At 68.3% G+C, this 19,527-nt stretch carries 8 protein-coding genes; 4 read left to right on the top strand and 4 right to left on the bottom strand.

All coding sequences use genetic code 11. The features are described from left to right. Positions 1–5: 5 nt before the first annotated feature. The gene (locus tag EV148_RS14875; protein WP_131999637.1) at positions 6–1,205 is read right to left on the bottom strand and encodes a hypothetical protein; all 1,200 of its coding nucleotides are present in this window, start codon (positions 1,203–1,205) and stop codon (positions 6–8) included. 658 nt (positions 1,206–1,863) lie between these two features. On the opposite strand from EV148_RS14875, the gene EV148_RS14870 reads away from it, so the two are divergent. From EV148_RS14870 to EV148_RS14855, 4 genes are all read left to right on the top strand, one after another. Further along, entirely contained in the window at positions 1,864–3,936 is a 2,073-nt protein-coding gene (locus EV148_RS14870) for an alkaline phosphatase D family protein (protein WP_241988112.1), read from the top strand. A 282-nt stretch (positions 3,937–4,218) separates the two neighbouring features. Continuing rightward, complete coding sequence (locus EV148_RS14865) at positions 4,219–4,530, top strand: type 1 periplasmic-binding domain-containing protein (protein WP_131999635.1); 312 nt, start codon at positions 4,219–4,221, stop codon at positions 4,528–4,530. A 3-nt stretch (positions 4,531–4,533) separates the two neighbouring features. Next, complete coding sequence (locus tag EV148_RS14860; protein ID WP_131999634.1) at positions 4,534–4,794, top strand: DUF2188 domain-containing protein; 261 nt, start codon at positions 4,534–4,536, stop codon at positions 4,792–4,794. A 772-nt stretch (positions 4,795–5,566) separates the two neighbouring features. Next, positions 5,567–13,282, top strand: a complete 7,716-nt coding sequence (locus EV148_RS14855) for a DUF7933 domain-containing protein (protein ID WP_206750693.1) — start codon at positions 5,567–5,569, stop codon at positions 13,280–13,282. Positions 13,283–13,525: 243 nt separating this feature from the next. Here the strand turns inward: EV148_RS14855 and EV148_RS14850 are convergent, their stop codons facing one another. The 3 genes from EV148_RS14850 to EV148_RS14840 all read right to left on the bottom strand — a co-directional run bounded on the left by EV148_RS14850 (position 13,526) and on the right by EV148_RS14840 (position 19,099). Then, positions 13,526–13,843 carry a hypothetical protein gene (locus EV148_RS14850; protein WP_131999632.1) on the bottom strand — a complete coding sequence of 106 codons (318 nt, stop codon included), beginning with the start codon at positions 13,841–13,843 and terminating at the stop codon, positions 13,526–13,528. Between the two features lie 117 nt (positions 13,844–13,960). Beyond that, the gene (locus EV148_RS14845; RefSeq protein ID WP_131999631.1) at positions 13,961–15,544 is read right to left on the bottom strand and encodes an RHS repeat-associated core domain-containing protein; all 1,584 of its coding nucleotides are present in this window, start codon (positions 15,542–15,544) and stop codon (positions 13,961–13,963) included. Positions 15,545–15,547: 3 nt separating this feature from the next. Further along, positions 15,548–19,099 (bottom strand): RHS repeat domain-containing protein, encoded by a 3,552-nt coding sequence (locus EV148_RS14840; RefSeq protein ID WP_131999630.1) that lies wholly within the window; start codon positions 19,097–19,099, stop codon positions 15,548–15,550. Positions 19,100–19,527 lie beyond the last annotated feature (428 nt).

The raw sequence follows: 19,527 nt of genomic DNA, 5'->3' as shown, positions 1-19,527 counted from the left end.
CGTCCTCATGGCGACGCTCCCAGGCGTACGTCCTTCGCGGAGTCGGCGTCATGCAGGCGCAAGGCGGCGAGGCAGTCGGGATCGCTGTGCAGGAACAGCCTGGCGCGGTCCACCGCCTTGCGTGCCTTGCGCGTCGTGATGCACACGTCCTGGACCTGCAGCGCGCGCTCGGAACGCCTGTTGGCGCGCATGTATTCGTCGACGAAGTGGCCGAACCCGTCGACGGCGCGCTGCAGCTGCGGCACCTGCAGCGTCGCCTTGATCCCTTCGGGAACGACGGCTTCGACCCGCCCGCCAACCTCGAGCCTGGCGGAGCGCAGGTCGCGCAGCCGCGCCGACAGGTCGTGCATCGCGGCCGTGAAGTGCGTGAATGCGTCGCGCGTCGCGGCGTCCATCGACACCGCGCCATTGACCGACACGGGCTCGAGGCGGATGGGATCGACCTTGATCGCCACGGGCTGGATTGGCGCGGCCGCGACGCTTTCGCCAGCGAGCACCACCTCGGCTGCGCAGTGCTGCAGTGCCGGCATGAAATCGATGCGTCGCACCTGGTCCGTGGAGACGATCAGTCGATGGCCGGGCTCGATGGCCATCGCTTCACGGCCCTGCATCACCCGGCAGGCCGTAGGTGCAGCCGGCGAACAGTCGAGCCGCCACCACGAGGTGCCCAACGCAGACGGGCTCAGCATGTTGCCGCAATCGGAGGCGACATCGCTGGGCGCGTTCCGGTTGCAGGAAGCGAGCACGGCCAATGTGGCGATCAATGCCGCCGCGACCAGGGTCCGCGCACGCGGCATCGACGCGCTTTGGCCATTCAACGCAGCATGGAGAAGTCGCCCGCTGCCCACGCAGATGGCGGCGAGCAGCAGCGGCACGAGGATGGCGACGGCCGCGGCCATCACGACCAGCGTGGGGTCGAAGCCGATCAGCAGCTCCCACGACCACCACGGCCCCGGCGGGAGGTCCCAGGACGAGCGTGCAAGCCGCAGCGCCGCGAAGGTACAAACGCAAACGATCACGACCCGCAAGGGGCTGCCCGCAATGAACGCCGCCAGATCCGCGAGCAGCGTCAGCGCGGCGAGCATCCGCGTTGCGTAGATGGGATGGGAGGGGCGCGGCAATGCCGCATGGGCTTCGGCCAGGTACTTGGCCAGTCGCGCCGGGTACAAAGGAAGCCCGGAAAGCCGCTCGAGGCGTTCGTCCATTTTTCGCATCCTCCGCGTGCCTGGATCGACGAACGGAAGGAGGCGGCACAGGCGGGCGTGTCCCACGCGCCCGTGCATGCGATACAGCGCGGGAAGAGTGGCGAAACCTGGAACGGTACGCGCCGGTGGAGGGACCGGTGCGTCGGGACGCTGCGCGTGCTCCGCAATGCGGAGGGCTTCGCGCTCGAACTGGCCGACCGGCATACGAAGAAGGCGACGTCCTGCGTAGCGGTCGGGTCCGGAGTTCGATCGTAGCGGCTTTCGCCGCAACGGCTCGCATGCGCAGCCGGCGTCAGCCGCCCAGGGCCCCCTGCGGTCGCTCCTCGTTGCAGCCCTGCATGACGGGGCGCGCTGCTCCGTCGTTGGCGACGCGAGGCGACGTGCGCCGGTTGGGCGCGCGACCCATGCCTGGCAGGAACGCCAGCGATGCTCCTGTTTCCCGCAGGAACGATACGGCACGCAGGGAGTTCGCGGACGACCCTTATCTCATGCAATGCGTGGCGGCGCACTGGATGCAGGGATCGGTTTCCGGCAGGACAATCCAAGTCCATGCGGAATGGGAAGGGAGTACTTCTGGCACGCTCCGCCGCACGAGATCGGATCTAGTTTTCCCGCGCATCGACATCGCGATCCGTTGCGGGAGGGCGACATGCCAACCATGGACCGTCGACATTTCCTGAAGCTCTCGGTCGCGCTCGGCGCTGCGCTCGCCTGGGGTTGCACGCCGGTGCGGCCGTCGTCGAGCGGATGGCGCGAGCGGCGCGACCTGTATCCGCAAGGCGTCGCGTCGGGCGATCCGGACGACAACAGCGTGTTGTTATGGACGAGGCGCCCGTATGCGGACGGACGTGACAGCGCGACCTTGCGTGTCGAAGTCGCGGAGGATCCCGAATTCACGCGCGTGATCGCGAAGGCCACCGCGCGCGTGCAGGTCGCGTCCGACTGGACCTGCCGCGTGCTCGTCGCCCACCTGCAGCCGGCGCGCGAATACTGGTACCGCTTCGTCGACGAGGATGGCGCCGGCAGCCGCATCGGCCGCACGATCACCGCGCCGCATCCGGACGATGCGCGGCCGGCGCGCTTCGCCTTCGTCAGTTGCCAGGATGTGTGCGAAGGCTACCTCAACGCGTACCGGCGCATGATCTTCGAGGACGAGCGCGCCGCGCCGGACGAGCGTATCGGTTTCGTGCTGCATCTCGGCGACTTCATCTACGAAGTCGTGCAGTATCCGGACCAGGTCAAGGATGGCCACCGCTACGATCGCCTCATCACGTTCCCGATCAAGTATCCGAAAGGCAAGCCGGTCGCCAGGAACCGCTTCTGGGTGCCGGACTCGCTCGAGGACTATCGCGTCGCCTACCACGCCTACCTGCAGGAACCGGACCTGCAGGACGCACGCGCGCGCTGGCCGTTCGTCGCGATCTGGGACAACCACGAATTCTCCTGGCAGGGCTGGCAGTCGATCCAGGAATTCCCCGGTACGGAAGGCTGGGTGCCGGCACAGACGCTCAAGGTCGCCGCGAACCAGGCGTGGTTCGAATACCAGCCGGCGCGCGTGTTGCCGCCGGGCTCGTCGCTCGACGCGTTCGATGCACCTCGCGTGGTCGACACCCCGGTGACGGAGTTCGACGACGACGGCCTCGGCACGGAAGCCAACAACCGCGCCGCGGTCGACAGCCTCATCGCGTATCGCGCCCTGCGCTGGGGCCGGCACATCGACCTCTTCCTCACCGACCAGCACAGCTTCCGCTCGCGCGATCCCGGCAACCACGACGAGATCAACCCGCTGTTCGAGGACGACAAGCTCGGTTTCGTCCCCGAGGAACTGTGGGCGCAGCTCGACGCGGGCCGCGCGTATGCCGACGGCCATCCGCCCGCACGGTTGTCCCTCGGCGACAAGAGCGTCGCCAACTACCGCGCGAAGGAAGCGCCGCAGACGATCCTCGGCGCGAAGCAGAAGGCGTGGTTCCTCGAGAGCCTGCGCAACGCGAGTGCGACCTGGAAGATCTGGGGCAATTCGCTCGGCACGCCGGATTGGCGCGTCGACCCACAAAATCTTCCCGCCGAGCTGGGACCGTGGAAGGGCGCGGGTTACGGCCTCATGGCCGCGAGCGACTGGGGTGGCACGTACCACGAGCGTGCGGAGATTTTCGATACCGTGCGCGACGCGGGCCTCACGGGTTTCGCGATCGTCTCCGGTGATCGCCACAGCTTCTGGGCCGGCTACGCCGCGAAGGCGTTGCCACCCGCTGCATTCGAGCCTGTCGGCGTCACCTTCGTCGGCGGCTCGCTCTGCTCGCCGGGCATGGCCGAAGCGAACGAGCACAACCTCAAGCCCGACAACCCGCTGCGTCCCATCTACATCGCCAACCCGGACGGAGGGCCATCGCAACACACCGTCAATCTCACGCTTCGTCACGGCGTGCGTTCGGCGCTGGAATACGCGAAGGGTGGCGACCTCGAGAAGGCACGCGCCGTGCGCAATCCCGAACTCGCGCCGCACCTCACCTTCGTCGACATGGCCGGCCACGGCTATGCCACCGTGCGCGTCGATGCGGCTGTGCTTGTGACCGAGTTCGTCTGCGTGCCGCGGCCGGTCGAGCGGAGCAAGAGTCCCGACGGCGGGCCGCTGCGCTATCGCGTTCGCCACGAGGTGCCGCTGTGGAAAGCGGGTGAGAGGCCGCTGATGCGGCAGGTCGTCGTGGAAGGCGACGCAGGTTTGTCGACCTGACGCCCGGCAGGGTGCTCGCCGCCGGTTATGCGCACGTGAGGCGGTGGGCGAATGGCCGTGGCTCGCGGTGCTCGCGGGACGCGGCCGTACCCACGAAATATGCCGGTTACACTTTCTTCACGCACCGCGCGTATGATGGTCGCCACTTCCTGCCTCGGTGCGAAGCGATGGGACGTCCCCGATCACGGGTCCCAGCGCGCACGATGAGCTAAGACAGTCAGCTCGTTCCCCGGTAGCCGCTATTCCAGCCCGATCTGATCCAGCGGGCCTACGGGAACCATCATGAGCAACCTGTGCGGCTCCAACGGCAGTTGGACCGTCGTCGCCACAGTGGAAATCGAAGACGATGAGCCCATCGTCCGTACGCTTCCGCGCGCGACGCCGAGCTTCCGCTTCGAACGCGCCTCCACGGCGCCGAAAGGCTTCGTGTGGATCGACATCCACGTCGACTTCGGCCTCGGTGCGGCGCACGCCACCCACGTCGCGCGCACCGTCGTCGATGAACTCGCGGGTTGCGGATTCCGCACCTTCCGCATTGTCGCCGGCGCGGCCTATCTCGAACTCGCCCGGCGTCCGGCCACGAAAGAAGCGTGAGCCGTGCGTACCGATGATCCACTCGCGCTCCGCTACGCCATGCACGTCGTGCATCGCGGCGACGGACGATGGCATGTGGAAGAAGCAGGCCAGCATTCGATCGGCGCGTTCGCGACGAAGGACGAGGCACAAACCGCAGCCCACATGCGCGCGACGCGCATGCACGAAGACGGACGGGATGTCCAGGTCGTGCTGCACGGTGAGGACGGTTCGATCGAGGCCGAGCACCGGTACGAACCGGAGCGCCTGCGCCGCTCGGCGTGACCCATCCCCCAGCGTCTCGATGCACCGGGGCGCGACGGTCGCGCACAGGGTGCGCTCCTGCAGAGGGTATCGCGTGCCGCGCGGGTACATGGAGCGGGAACGCAGTCGCGATGCAACGATGCGCGACGTTCGCGACGGTGCGCCTACATGAGGGGTCATCCGCACGGCGGCATGGAGCGGGGTCTCATGCGCCGCGCGGAATGGCGTGCGAGCGTGGCGAACGAGGCATGGCGTGCATGCCCATCGACGCGACGAAGCAGGACGACGCCGCAGCGTCAACGCGGATATTCCCTCACGCCCATCGCACGCACGCCGTTTGAAACCGCGGTCCGGGCGCGTGCATCGGTGCGACGCGCCATGCGTTGAAAGGGGGAAAATCCCTCAAGCATCACGCGATGCCGAACCATGTGACGGTGCGCACACTTCCTTGCCTCGCCGTTCATGAATACTCAATTTGCGTTGTATAGGAGTATTAAAGATCGGCGCTGTCGCTGGGAAGCGACGGAATGGCGCCGCAGTCCGACACGCAATCACCGGGCTGGACCCACGCCGCTCGCGAGCAGCGGCGACGGTCCGGTATTGCCGAAACAACATGGGGAAGCACATGGGCGAGGAAAAGGGCAGCGCGAACGACGGTTCGCGCCGGGGCACCATGGCACCGTCGCGGGATCGCGCATCGGTTCGCGGGCAGCGGAGCGTCCATCAACCACTGGCTGCGCTGCTGGCCGCCGTCTTGCTTCTCGCGGCGTCCGCCGCGCAGGCCGCGGTCACGGTGAACAAGACGTTCTCGCCACCGTCGATGACGGTCAACGGCACGTCGACGATCACGATCACGCTCGGCAACACGGGAACTTCGCCCGCGACCGCAGCGGCCGTGACCGACACCCTGCCCGGTGGTCTCGTCGTGGCCTCGCCGAGCAACGTCGCGACGACGTGCGGCGGCACCGCGACGGCAGCAGCGGGCGGCAGTACGATCGTGTTGGGCGGCGGCACGATCCCGCCGAACGGCGGCACATGCGCGATCACCGCGACCGTCACCGGCAGCTCGTTCGGCAGCTACACCAACACGATTCCCGCCGGCGGCGTGACGAGTTCGCAAGGCAGCAACGGCGCCGCGGCGTCGGCGACGCTCGCCGTACTCGCGCCGCAGCCGGTCACCGGCAGCTACGCGATCAGCTGGCCGGCCGGCTTCGGCGGCCGCCTCAAGGGCAACGGCCCGCCGGCGTCGATGACGCTCACGCTCAACAATGCGAACACGATTGCGCTCACGAACGCCGCCCTGACGTTCTCGCTCGCCCAGCCGACGCTCGGCTTCGCGACGCCGGCGAACACGAGCACGACCTGCGGCAGCGGCACCGTCTCGGTCAACGCGGCCGCCGGTACCGCAACGCTCAGCGGCGGCACGATCCCGGCCAACGGCAACTGCACGATCAAGTTCGACATGATCGCCGCGCAGCCCAATGTCTATTTCTTCGCCAACGCAGGCATCACGATGCCTGTCGGCACGATCACCGACGACCAGGGCATCTCGAACGCGGCTGCCATCAATGCGTCGATTGCCGTCCAGACGGGGTCGCGCGTCGACAAGGCATTCCTGCCCGCGTCGATCACCAGCGGCGGCACGTCGACGCTGACACTGACGATCCACAACCTCAACTTCTCACCGCTCTCGCCGATAGATCTCACCGACACGTTCCCGAACATCGCCGCCGGCGCGATGACGGTCGCGCCGGTGCCGAATGCCTCGACGACCTGCGGCGGCACGCTCACCGCCGCGCCCGGCGCGGGCAGCCTGCAACTCGCGGGTGGCGCGTTGCCGTCGGTAGCGCAGAACGCCAACGGCTCGGTTACGTGCACGGTCAGCGTCGACGTCGTCGGCACCAACAACGGCACGACGGCGATCAATCTCACCAATTCGATCCCGGCCGGCAGCTTCGGCGGCGTCGGCCATCCCGCGGTGAACACCAACCTCAACGTCACGCCGAACCAGGTGCTGTTCGGCTCGAACAAGGTCATCGCCAACGAGTACTACGCGGGCTCGCTGATCGGCACACCCGGCACGATCCATGCGATGAGCATCCGCCTCGTCAATCCGGCGAGCTCGCCGCTCACGGTGACGTCGCTGCTCGACGACCTCACCACGATGGGCGTCGGCTTCACGGTGGCCGATCCCCCGGCGACGACGACGTGCGCCGGCGGCACGGTGACCGCGCCGGTCGGCGGCACGACGATCTCGATGTCCGGTGGCGTCGTGCCGCCCGGCGACGGCACCACGCCGGGCATGTGCACGATCGACACGGCCGTCTACATCCCGATGCTGCCGTCGTCGCTCGGCAGCCACACCAACCGCATCCCGGCCGGCAACATCGTCACCAACATGGGCAGCAACGCGACGGCGATCACCTACGGCATCGGCATCGTCACGCCGGTCGGGATCGGCAAATCGTTCAGCCCGGTCGCCGTGAATCCCGGCGGCATGTCGACGCTCACGATCAACCTCAACCGCATGGTGAGGGGCAACGCGACCGGCGTCGATCCGATCACCAATCTCAGCGACACCGACGTCCTGCCCGCGGGCATGATCATCGACACGCCCTCCGGGCTCGTCACCACATGCGACAGCGGTACCGTTTCCGCGCCGGCTGGCGGATCCACGATCGCGTTTTCCGGCATCGACCTCGACGCAGGTGAAAACTGCACGATCAAGGTCAACGTGCGCGTGCCTCTCGGCACGCCGCCGGGGACGCTGCAGAACCTCATACCCGCGGAGTCGGCGACGACCAACGAGGGCTTCACCAACAGCAGCCGGCCGACGTCGGCGGGCGCGTGGGGCAACGGGCAGGCGGCGGCGAACCTCACCGTCGCCAGCGCGAACGTCACGCTCAACAAGACGTTCACGCCCGCGACGGTCGCGGTCGGCGCGACGAGCCAGCTCGCAATCAGCTTCGTCAACACCAACCCGGGCAACATCGCCCTCAACCAGGCCGCGCTCACCGACGCGCTGCCGCTCGGCATGATGGTCGCGACGCCTCCCGCCGCCTCGTTCACCGGCTCCGGCTGCGCGGGCACCGTGAGCGCCGTCGCGGGCTCGACCAGCGTCGGCCTATCCAATGCGACGATCAGCGCAGGCTCCACCTGCTCGCTCAAGGTCAATGTCGTGGGCACCGCGGCCGGCAACCTCATCAACACGATCCCGGCCGGCGCGCTCACCTCGCAGCAGGGCGTGACGAATGCGTTGCCGGCGACGGCCACGCTGCAGGCAACCGGTAGCGCCGACCTGTCGGTCACCAAGACCGACGGCGCGACGGACATCGCGACCGGCACGACGACGACGTACACGGTCGCCGTCGCCAACGCCGGCCCCAACAACGTGATCGCCGCCACCGTCGCCGACACGCCGCCCGCAGGCATGACGTTCACCGGCTGGACCTGCAATGCGAGCCCGGGTGCGAGCTGCGGTGCCGCCTCCGGCACGGGTGCGATCAACGACACGATCAATATCAACGTCGGCAGCACCGTCACCTATACGGTGACGGCGCAGCTCGCGGCGAACTTCGCGGGTTCCTCGATCGCCAACACGGCGACGATCACGCCGCCGGGCATCGTCTCCGACCCGGCCCAGGCCAACAACGCGGCGACCGACACCGACACCGTCGTGCCGGGCGTCGTGCTTGCCCTGACCAAGACCGACGGCAGCACGACCTACACGCCGGGTGGCACGGCGACCTACACGGTCACCGTCGGCAACACCGGCGCGGCGAATGCGACCCAGGTCAACGTCAGCGACACCTTGCCGAACGGCGTCACGCTCGCGGGCACCGTCACCTGCGCGCCGGCCGGTACGGCGACGTGCGGCACGGTCACGGGTGGCGCGGGGCAGGGCAGCTTCGGTGCCACGAACGCGACGATCGCGGGCGGCGCCGGCAACACGCTCACCTTCAGCGCGCCGGTCACGTTCGCCTCGAGCCTCGCGATGAATCCGCTCGTCAACACGGTCAACGCGACCGACGTGCCGAGTGGCGCGACCGGTTCGGCGAGCGACAGCGACACGCTCGACGCGAGCGCGAACGTGTCGATCGTCAAGACCGGCAGCACGAGCATCGTGCCGGGCGGTCCGATCAGCTACACGCTGACGATCACCAACGCGGGCCCGTCGGCCGCGAACGGCGCCACGTTCAACGACCCGCTGCCCGCGTCGCTCACCGGCGCCAGCGCGACCTGCGGCAACGCCACGGGCGGCGCCGTCTGTCCGGGCGTGGTCTCCGTCACGGGCAACATCGTCAGCGGCACGATCCCGACCTTGCCGTCGGGTGGCTCGCTCGTCATCACGATCAACGGCACGACCTCGCCGGCGACAAACGCGCCCTTGTCGAACACGGCCACCGTCGCGCCGCCCGCGGGCACGAACGATCCCGTGCCCGGCAACAACACGAGCACGGTGACGACGTCGATCAAGCCGCTCGTACGCATCGACAAGAGCGTCGACGCGACCACGGTGATCCCGGGCGATGTCGTCACCTACACGGTCGGCGTGACCAACACCGGCCCGGTCGACGCGATCGACACGCTCGTCACCGATGCGATGCCGAACGGCATCGATACCTGGTCGTGGACCTGCGTCGCCAGCGGCGGCGCGACCTGCCCGGCGGCGTCGGGCACGGCTGCCCTCAACGAGACGATCCCGTCATTGCCACCGGGTGGCAGCGTGGTCTACACGATCGTCGCGACGGTGAGCACGACGCCACCCGCGAGCATCAACAACACCGCGACCGCGACGCCACCGGACGGTGCGTGCGCGCCCGCGAACACGCCGCCGCCGTGCTCGGCGTCGGCGAGCCTGCCGCCGGTACCGCAGATCGGCGTGAGCAAGACCGCCGACACGACCACGGTGACGCCGGGCGGCACGATCCATTACACGATCGTCGTCAGCAACACCGGCGTGCTCGCCGCCGACGGCACGACCGTCGACGACCCGTTGCCGGCCGGCATCGCGAGCCAGGCCTGGACCTGCAGCGCGAGCGGCGGCGCCACGTGCACGAGTGCGTCGGGCACGGGTGCGATCAGCGACGTCATCACGACGTTCCCCGCCGGCGGTTTCGTCACCTATGACGTCACCGCGACGGTCGCGCCGAGCCCGCCCGCGATCGTCAGCAACACGGTCACGGTCGCGCCCGTCGATGCCGACAGCGTCTGCACGCCGGGCAACACGCCGGGGCCGTGCGTCGCGACCGCGAACGTGACATCGAACCCGCAAGTGAGCATCACCAAGACCGCCGACACCAGCGTGCTCATGCCGGGCGGCAGCGTGACCTACACGATCACGGTGACCAACACCGGAGCGGCCGACGCCGACGGCACCACGGTCGAGGATCCGGTGCCGGCTGGCATCGCGAGCCAGGCGTGGACCTGCGCCGCGAACGCGGGCGCCGTGTGCGCAGCGAGCGGCAATGGTGCGATCAGCGACACGCTTGCCGCGTTCCCGCCGGGCAGCTTCGTCACCTACACGATCGTCGCGACGATCGCCGACGATCCGCCGGCGACGATCACCAACACCGCGACGGCCAATCCGCCACCGGGCAGCCTCTGCACGCCGGGCAACACGGCCGCACCATGCGATGCGCAGGTGAGCGGCGGCGCCGTGCCGCAGTTGAGCGTGACCAAGACGTCGGACACGACCGGCCCGCTCACCCCGGGTGGTACGGTCACCTACACGATCACCGCGACCAACAGCGGCAGCGCGGATGCGGCCGGCACGCTTGTCACCGATACGCTGCCACCTGGCATCGCGTCGGCGACGTGGACGTGCAGCGCGAGCGGCGGTGCCGCCTGTCCGAACGCATCGGGCACCGGTTCGGTCAACGAGACGATCGCGGCCTTTCCGTCGGGTGCTAGCCTCGTCTACACGATCGTCGCGACGATCGACGACGACCCGACGGCCTCGACCATCAATAACGTCGCGAGCGTGATGCCGCCGGCGGGCGTATGCCTGCCCGGCAACACCGCGCCGCCGTGCACGGCGACGGTCGGCAACCCGGTCGGGCCGCGCATCGGCATCCAGAAGGTCGCCGACGATCCTTCGTACGTCGCGGGCGGCACCCTGAGCTGGACCGTGACAGTGGCGAACTACGGCACCGCGAACGCCGACGGCACCCTCGTCAACGACCCGCTGCCCGCCGGCATCGTCTCGAGCGCCTGGACGTGCATCGCGGCCACGGGTGCCGTGTGCGCGAACACGACCGGCACGGGCCCGATCAATGAAACGGTTCCGACGATGCCGCCGGGCACCTCGGTCGTCTTCATCGTGACCGGCACGGTCGCGACGCCGGCACCGACGAGCATCACCAACATCGCGACGGCGACGCCGACGACCGGCGGCACCTGCGTGCCCGGCAACACGCCGCCGCCGTGCACGTCGACGGTCACGACGCAGTCCGCTGCCGCCGTCGCGATCAGCAAGTCGGTTGCCGACGCGAACGGCAACGGCATCGCCGAACCGGGCGAGACGCTCGACTACACGATCACGCTCGCGAACCCGGGCGGCAGTGACGCGACCGCGTTCGGCGTCACCGACGCACTCGATCCGAACACGAGCTTCGCCTCGGCCGACAACGGCGGCGCGTTCGCCGGCGGCGTGGTCACGTGGAGCAACCTCACCGTGCCCGCGGGCGGCAACCTCGTGCTGCACCTCGCCGCGACGGTCGACTCGCCGCTCGCGAACGGCGTCGCGCGGATCGCCAACGTCGCCTACGAAACCGGCGCGACGCCACCCACGTGTCCGCCCGCGGGCCCGCAGTGCGCGGTGTTGCCGACGCCGGGTTCGGTCACGCTGGTGAAGTCCGTGCTCGACGCGAACGGCAACGGCATCGCCGAGCCCGGCGAGGCGCTGAGTTACTCCATCGTGCTGAGCAACTCCGGCGGCAGTGACGTCGCGGGCTATGCGGTCCGCGACACGCTCGATGCGAACACGGTCTTCGTCTCCGCCGACAACGGCGGCACGCAGTCCGCTGGCGTCGTGACGTGGGAGGATCTCGTGATTCCCGCGGGCGGCAGCCTCGAGCTCTCGGTCGTCGCGACCGTCGTCGACACGCTCCCCGATGGCGTCGATGCGATCGCCAACGTCGCCTACCAGACCGGCGCCACGCCGCCCGCGTGCCCGCCGGCCGGTCCGCAGTGCGCGGTGCTGCCGGTGCCAGGCGCCGTGACGATCGCGAAGTCGGTCGCCGACGATTCGGGCAACGGCCTCGCCGAGCCCGGCGAGACGCTCGTCTACGCGATCACGCTCAGCAACACCGGCACGACCGATCGCACCGGCTACGGCGTGCTCGACCCGCTCGACCCGAATCTCGTGTTCACGAGCGCCGACCACGGCGGCACGTTCGCGGGCGGCATCGTGAGCTGGTCCGGCCTCACCGTGCCGGCCGGCGGCAACCTCACGCTCACGCTGGTCGCGACGGTCGCGAACCCGTTGCCGCCTGGCGTCACGCAGATCGGCAACTTCGCGTACGAAGCCGGCGGGACGCCGCCGCTCTGCGGCACCACGCCGATGCCCGCCAACTGCGCCGCGATTGCCGTGGCACCGCCAGGCGCGATCACGATCAGCAAGTCGGTCGATGATGCGTCGAACAACGGCAGCGTCGAACCCGGCGAGTCGCTCACCTACACGATCACGCTGGCGAACAGCGGCGGCGCGGTGACCGGCTTCGGCGTCACCGACCCGCTCGATCCGAACCTCGTGTTCGTGTCGGCGGACAACGGCGGCGTGTACGCGGGCAACAGCGTGACGTGGAGCAATCTCGCGATCCCCGCCAACGGCAGCCTCACGCTCGTCGTCACGGTCACGGCCGTCGATCCGATCCCGGACGGCGTCACGCTGATCCGCAACGTCGCCTACGAAACCGGCACCACGCCCGCCGACTGCGGCCTCACGCCGACACCCGCGAGCTGCGCGGTGATCGCGGTGACGCCGCAGGCCGGCATGGCGCAATTGCTGATCCAGAAGAGCGCGAACACGGCGACGACCACGCCAGGCGGCACCGTCACCTACACGGTCGCGGTCAGCAACGTCGGCATCGCGGCTGCGACCAACACGGTGATCACCGATCCACTGCCCGCCGGCATCGGGAGCTTCGCATGGACGTGCACGGCCACGGGCGGCGCCACCTGCCCGAACGCGACCGGCACCGGCGCACTCGCCGAAATCATCGCAACGCTCCCCGCCGGCGCCGGCGTGACCTACACGATCACCGCCGTGCTCTTGATGACGCCACCCGCGAGCATCGTCAACGTCGCCGACGCCTCCTCGAGCGGCACGAGCGTCTGCGCGCCGTCGGGTTCGCCGCCGCCGTGCACCTCGCAAGCCACCGTCACCGTCACGCCGGTCGGCCCCGGCCAGGAGCCCATCCCGACGCCGATCGACAGCCGCTGGATGCTGCTGCTCATGACGCTCGCATTGGTCGGCGCGGCGGCGCATGCAAGGCGCAAGGCCTGAGTGAAGTCGTGGAAGCCGGAAGCCTTCGGGTCCTCCCGAAGGCTTCCGGCCTTTCCACTCCTTCGCGCATTCCACGACTTCCGTTCGCCCTGGGCGCACGCCGCTGGCGCGGAGTCGAAGGGCCATGCGCCGCACGCTTCACGAAGTCGCGGGCGTTCGACTACGCTCGCTGCGCGAGCTCCGCTCAACGCGAACGCAAAAAGGCGCCAGGGTGTCCGGATGCCCTGAGATTCGTAGGGCGGATCAAGGCGCGAGAGCGCCGGATCCGCCGCTGCGCGACTTGATCCGGCCTACGAGCTCATGCGTGTGTCGGCCGTCGCGGCGGTCCGGGCTTTGGCATTCTTCATTCTTCGAGCGAGGTCCGTCATCTTCATCGAAATGAGCCGCGTCCACAGTGCTGAGGCGCGCGTCGGGGCGAATGGCTCGGGTAGGCGACTTCGTTCCGAGGAGCTTCACGCTGCCCTTGTCGGGTTTGACGATGCCGAAGCTGCGCTTGGTGGCCTTGTTCTGCTCGTGCAGCGCCTCGCGCGTCGGCACGACGAACGGCTTCCACAGCCGCACCTTGGCCTCGTCGCTGAGATCGGGCCTCGATGCCCCGGCGCACATCCTTGTGCGCCAAGGCGATCCTTCGTCAGCGCCACGTACTACGCTGTGGCGCCCGATACAGCTTTCCCTGCGCTAGGGTTCATCCCTGGCGTAATCCGGCAGGGGCAGCACATCCACCCGTTCCTGGGGCGGCGGGGAGACGCTCTCCAGCTCCAAGGACACGCCGCTGAAGACACCTACGCCGCCGGAAAATTCCGCCGAGCCTTTGCTGACATTGAGCGTGGGAGGCGCGGTGGCGCCGGCTGGTGCCGGCCGCGTGGGCACCGACCAGGGTAGCTGGCCGCGGATGCGATCGACGAGGCTTCCCGACAATTGCGGGCGCGTTATGTAGGTCCTGGCACCACGGATCAGGCCCGTCGGGCCGTCCCAAGTTGTTACGCTCGTCCCGCCCTTGTAGTGAAGATCGCCCCAAGGGGTCTCGAGGGGAATGTCCGGGCCTTCGATCCGGTATTCGTAAGTGCGGCTGCGGCGTGGTTCGCCGGGGCGCTCGGAAGCACTGATCGAGATCGAGCCCGCATGCACATTCTTGCTTCCGGCCGGGGTCTTGATCTTGTAGCCGAGGACCACGCCCGCCGTGCCGCGAACACGAATCCGCTTGTTGGCCAACAAGGAAGAAGTGCTGCTCAGTCGAACGATGGGCACATGTTGACGAGTCTTGTCGGGATCGTCGCCAAAGGGGTCGCGTCCGTCCGGATCGGTGAGGGTGTAGGGATTGTTGAGCGCATAGGCGTACCGGTTGAAGAGACGTCCCGTGCTGGCATCGGCGGCGACCGGATCGACCGACAGGAACGTCCCGATCGTGGGGTCGTAGTAGCGCTGCTGCATATAGGTCAGTCCGGTGGCCCCATCCATGACGTGGCCGGTATAGCCCAGCCCACTATAGGTGGGCTTCCCGATCACGGCGCCGAAGGGATCGTAGTCGTTGTTCTGCACCAGCAGGCCCGCTTCATTGGTCTTCGCGACAGCGCTGCCCAGGGCGTCGGTGTGCTGGTAGGTCGTGGCGATCACCGCGTTGCCCGGCCACTGGCGATCCACGGTGGCGACGAGTTGCCCGCCGAGGTAGATGTTCTCGTGCGTTTTCTGGTTGCTGTAGCCCGGTGCGTTCCAGTCGCTCCAGAAGCGCAGCGTGCCGCCGCGGTCGTACTGCCAGGCGGTGGTGGCGCTGCCGTTCGCGGCGGCGGTCAGCATGCGTCGGCCCAGCGCGTCGTAGCCGTAGTTTTCCTTGCCGGCTACGCTGCGCAGGCGGTTGCCGTAGTCGAAGGAATAGGCCTGGGCATTCTTGGCGGCGAGGTTGCCCTGGGCGTCGAAGGCGAAGGTCTGTACCTCGGCACCGGAGCTGTCCTGGATGGCCTTGAGCCGGTAGGTCGTCGGATCGTAGACGTAGGCCGCGTAGTCCTTGACCCCGCCGAGCTTCCAGGACGTGAGGTTGTCCAGCGCATCGTAGGTGAAGCGGTGCACGCCCTCGCCGGCGAAGACGGTGGAATCGGACGAGAGCAGGCGATCCAGGCCGTCGTAGTTCATCACCCAGAAATTCTGGCCGCCGTTGCCCAGGCTGGTGATGGATTTGACGTTGGCGTTCGCGTCGTAGCTGTAGACGTAGTCGGCGATGCCGCCCGTGCTGATCCGCGACGGCAGCTGGCGGGTGTTCTGGGTCATGCTCTAGACCAGGCCGTTGCCGTAGTTGAACTGCTGCAGGGCGCCGTTGGGGTAGTAACGCGCATCGCTGGCGAAGGAGCCGGCTCGCGTCGGCTGCCCGAGCGCATTGGGCGCGTAGGCGATGCTGAGCCCGGTCGGATAGGACTGCGATGCCAGATGGCCCAGCGCGTCGTAGTCGTAGCCGATGGTCCAGCCGGCCGGGTTGCCGTTCCAGGCCAGCGTCTCGGCAACGAGCAGGCCGCGCCGGTTGTAGGCATACGTGGTCGACACCGCACCGGCGCCGTTGCTCGCGTTGGACGCGGTGGCGCGCGCGGGCAGTCCGGCGGGCGTGTAGGTCCACGTCTGGTCGCCCTGCCCGTCGGGGAAGGCGAGCGTGAGCAGCCGGTTGCGCGCGTCGTAGCTGCGCACCACTCGGCGGCCGGCATTCCAGGCTTCGGCTTGCTGGCAGGTGGTGGAGTCGGCGAACGCGGCGGGCAGGCCGCTCGCGCTCCAGTTGAGGTTGCCCGCGGCGTCGTAGCCCATGACCGTCACGCCCGTTTCCGGCTCGATCGTCTTGCACAGCTGCGCATTGCCGTCGTAGACGTAGCGGCGGGTTTCGTGCAAGGCGTCGTCCGCGCTGCGTTGGGTCAGGGCGCGCGGCCAGCCGAACTTCGGATGACGGTCGATGGCGATCGTCTTGCCCTCCGGCATCTGGATGGAAACCGGCAGGTCGTAGAGCGGTTCGTCCCAGGCGAGGTACGCGGTGAGCGTCGTGGTGCCGCGCGCATCGGTCGTGCGCGTGCGCAAGCCGCCGAGGTATTGGGTCGTGGTGACCAGCGGTTGCGAAGCATCCAGCTCATTGTCGCTCTCGGTGCGGATCGTGCGGCCGAGCGCATCGAAACGGGTGCGGTTGCCCGGCAGGGCGTCGAGATAGCTGCCGACTCCGCGCTGCGCAAAGGACGTGAAGTCCAGCCGTCCCATGGCGTCGTAGCGCTTCACCGTCTGGGACACGGTGCCGACGGGGTCGGTCGCGTCCAGGCTTTCCTCCAGCACGGGGCGCCACTGGGCGTCCAGGTAGGTGTTGACGTGGTGGTTGCCTTCGGTGCGTTGGACGCGCCAGTGTCCGGCGGCCAGGCCGTGCTCCTCGACCGGGATCTGCTCGATCGCCTGGGTGACGGGCGTCCAGCGGGACGCATCGCACACACCGTTCTGGGTCTCGGACGGATAGACGATGCCGGTGGTGCGGCCCATTGCGTCGTAGCTGTAGCAGGTCTTGGCGCCGGTCTCGTCGCTCACCGCGCGGATCCAGCCGTTGGCGTCGATCTCGGCGCTCACGCTGGAGCCGGAGGGCGATTCCGGGGTCGCCGGGAACACGACGATGCGCGGCAGGCCGCGGTAGTGGTCGAGCAGCGTGGTGACGTTGCCGTTGCCGTCGGCGACCGTGGCGAGCAGGCCTGCGGCGGTGTAGGTCAGGGCCTGCTGCAGCCTGCCGAAAGCATAATTCTTGACGGGTAGCGCCTGAGCATTGAACTCGGTCTCGGAGACGATGACGCTGCCCGCACTGTTGCTGGCGTTGACGTCGGTCGACGGCACGTACTGGCGCCGAACCTGACCCAGCACCCAAAGCGGCAGGTTGTCGTAGTACTCCGTGACGTCCTCGTGGGAATAACCCAGGGAGTTGCTCTTGACCACGCGCACAGGGCGGGCGTACGCGTCGAAGGACTGCACGCTGCGCGAGAATTGATCGCCGTCGCGCGAGATCACGCTGGCGCTGAGCGGGCGGTTCTTCTCGGTCACCAGGCGGTTGTTGCGCACATTGGGGTCGATGCCGACGGCATCCGGAAAGGGCTGCCCCGTCGCGCTGGCAAGATAGGTGTTGGTGACAGATTGCACCACGCTGCCGCCGCTGAGCGTCTCCACCTTGAGCAGCTGCCCGGCGTTGTGCCAGTAGTCGTTGCCGAAGGTCGAGCGCGTCACCGTGCCGTCGGGCGCGGTCACTTCGGTCGTGACAGTGCTGTCGCAGTTGGCCGCGGCAAAGCTGCAGTCGTCCACGTAGCCGGTCGCGTTCCAGCTCCACTTGGGGAAATAGGCATATGTCCAGGACGAGGGGCTCAAGCCCGGACCGCTGATCTGCTTGCTCGTCAGCGAAGCGGTTTTGTACACCATGACGAGCTCGCTCAATTCCGCCACCTGTGGCTTGTCGGGATCGGGCTGGTAACAGCCGCCGGGCGTGCGATCGGTGCCGTGCATCATCGAGCGGAAGCTGAAGACGCCTACCGCGCCGGTCGGGTGGCCGATGGTCACGTCCGCGGTGGCTTGGCCGGGCACGTGCGGTTCGCAATCCGCCCACAGGATGTGCTGGTTGTCCGGATGCAGCATCGTATACAAGTCGCCGTACTGGAACGTCCAGCGGCTGTTGTCGGGCAGGGTCACGGAGGTCAACGCCGTGCCGTCGGTGCCGCCGTACTCGTAGCGCCACGTCCGGCCGTTGTGCACGACGCTGCTGACCTTGCCGTTGGTTCCGTAGGCCAGGGTGATGGCGTTGCCGTCGCTGGCGGTGATCGCGCGCAGACGGCGGGGATTGGCCGGGTCGTAGTCATAGGTGACGGTGTTGCCGAACCGGTCCTCCACCTTGGTCGCGTGCAGTGAATATTCGCGCCGGTTGACGACGATCTCCTCACGACAGAAATTCACCTCGCGCGAGCCGCCGCTCAAGGCCCCGCCGTCCATGCGGTTGAGTCGCCAGTGTCCGTTCGGGTCGTTGGGGTCGCTGGGGTCGTTGGGCCCGAAGGTCCAGTAGCTCCAGGACCAGTTGGCGACGTTGTATTCGTTGTAGTACGCCACCTTGCAATGCTTGTCCTTGAGGGCGGCGACCTTGCGCGAACTCATCCAGTCGAAGGTGTACTTGGTGCCGTCGGGCAGCGACACCTTGAAGCCCTCGCCGGAACCGTTCTTCAACGTCGGCACGCAGGACACGCGCCAGTCGCCGCGGGTCGTGCCGACGTAAGTCTGGCCGTCGTCGGGGCGGGGGCGGTCGGCAGGCAGCGCCAGCAAGGGATACTTGCCATGCCCCGGGATGCTGATTTCGTTCCCGTGCCAGTACTGTTCGGGCAGATAGGTGATCTGCCAGTTGCTGAAGGCGCTGGGTACGCCGGGCGGCGTATAGCCGGAACTGCAGCGCGAGGCCGGCGTATTGCTGGCGACGACCCAGCCGGTGCGTTCGTCGAAGGTGCCGTGGATCACCGGCACGTCCAGCTTCCAGTTGCCGAACAGCTCGCCGTCGACTTCGGGGTTCACATACTTGTCGGTGTCGGCGGCGTTCACGCCCAGCGTGCGCGTCACCGCGAGCGGCAGGCCGCTCTGGGTACGTCCGGCGACATCGGTCGTGCTGAAGACGGTGACACCGTCCTTCAGGTTGACCGATTCGCCGAACAGGTCGGGGCCGAAGGCCGTCGGGGATTGAGCGGCGGAAACGGCGTTTGCGTATTCATCGCGAACGCTCGTGGCGGTCTGGGCCTGGGCCTGGACCACCGACAGCACCAGTGCGGCATGCACCAGCAGTCGTCTTGGTTTCATGCGGGTCCTCGTTGAGTTCAGTGGCTTCGCGTCGCCGTAGGGGGGCGCGCGTGCGACGCGATCGCGTTGCAGCGGCGCAGGCCCTCGGGACGGCAGCACGCTACCGCTGCGCAATTGCGGCGTCGGCACGGTGAGGAAATTTCGCGGTAACCAAGCGGTAACGCGGGGCGATGATGGCGCGGCGCGGCCTCGCGAAGCGCGCAGGGTTGCGCCATCGCACCCGCCGTGCCGAGGCCTGTCCGCGCGACGGGTCTCGCGAGGCGGCCAGAATGACGATGCCCGGCACGGCGCCGGGCATCGGATCGATCGACGGGCGGCGCCCTCCGTTGCAGCGGTTCGGGCCCACTCCGTTCAAAGCGCCGCCATGCCAACTGTCCGTTGCCCGTCCGTATCGGCGCGGGCGGGAGCGCGACGCCGGACCGGGCGTC

Origin of the sequence: Dokdonella fugitiva (assembly GCF_004342425.1) — a bacterium.
GTDB lineage: Bacteria > Pseudomonadota > Gammaproteobacteria > Xanthomonadales > Rhodanobacteraceae > Dokdonella_A > Dokdonella_A fugitiva.
The sequence above is the reverse complement of the archived record's forward strand: the minus strand, read 5'-3'. Positions and strand labels throughout refer to the sequence as shown.

What these genes read in the sequence shown, in the direction of transcription:
- EV148_RS14875 (WP_131999637.1), bottom strand. Translation starts at nt 1,205, where the DNA reads ATGGACGAACGCCTCGAGCGGCTTTCCGGGCTTCCTTTGTACCCGGCG.
- EV148_RS14870 (WP_241988112.1), top strand. Translation starts at nt 1,864, where the DNA reads ATGGACCGTCGACATTTCCTGAAGCTCTCGGTCGCGCTCGGCGCTGCG.
- EV148_RS14865 (WP_131999635.1), top strand. Translation starts at nt 4,219, where the DNA reads ATGAGCAACCTGTGCGGCTCCAACGGCAGTTGGACCGTCGTCGCCACA.
- EV148_RS14845 (WP_131999631.1), bottom strand. Translation starts at nt 15,544, where the DNA reads ATGACCCAGAACACCCGCCAGCTGCCGTCGCGGATCAGCACGGGCGGC.
- EV148_RS14840 (WP_131999630.1), bottom strand. Translation starts at nt 19,099, where the DNA reads ATGAAACCAAGACGACTGCTGGTGCATGCCGCACTGGTGCTGTCGGTG.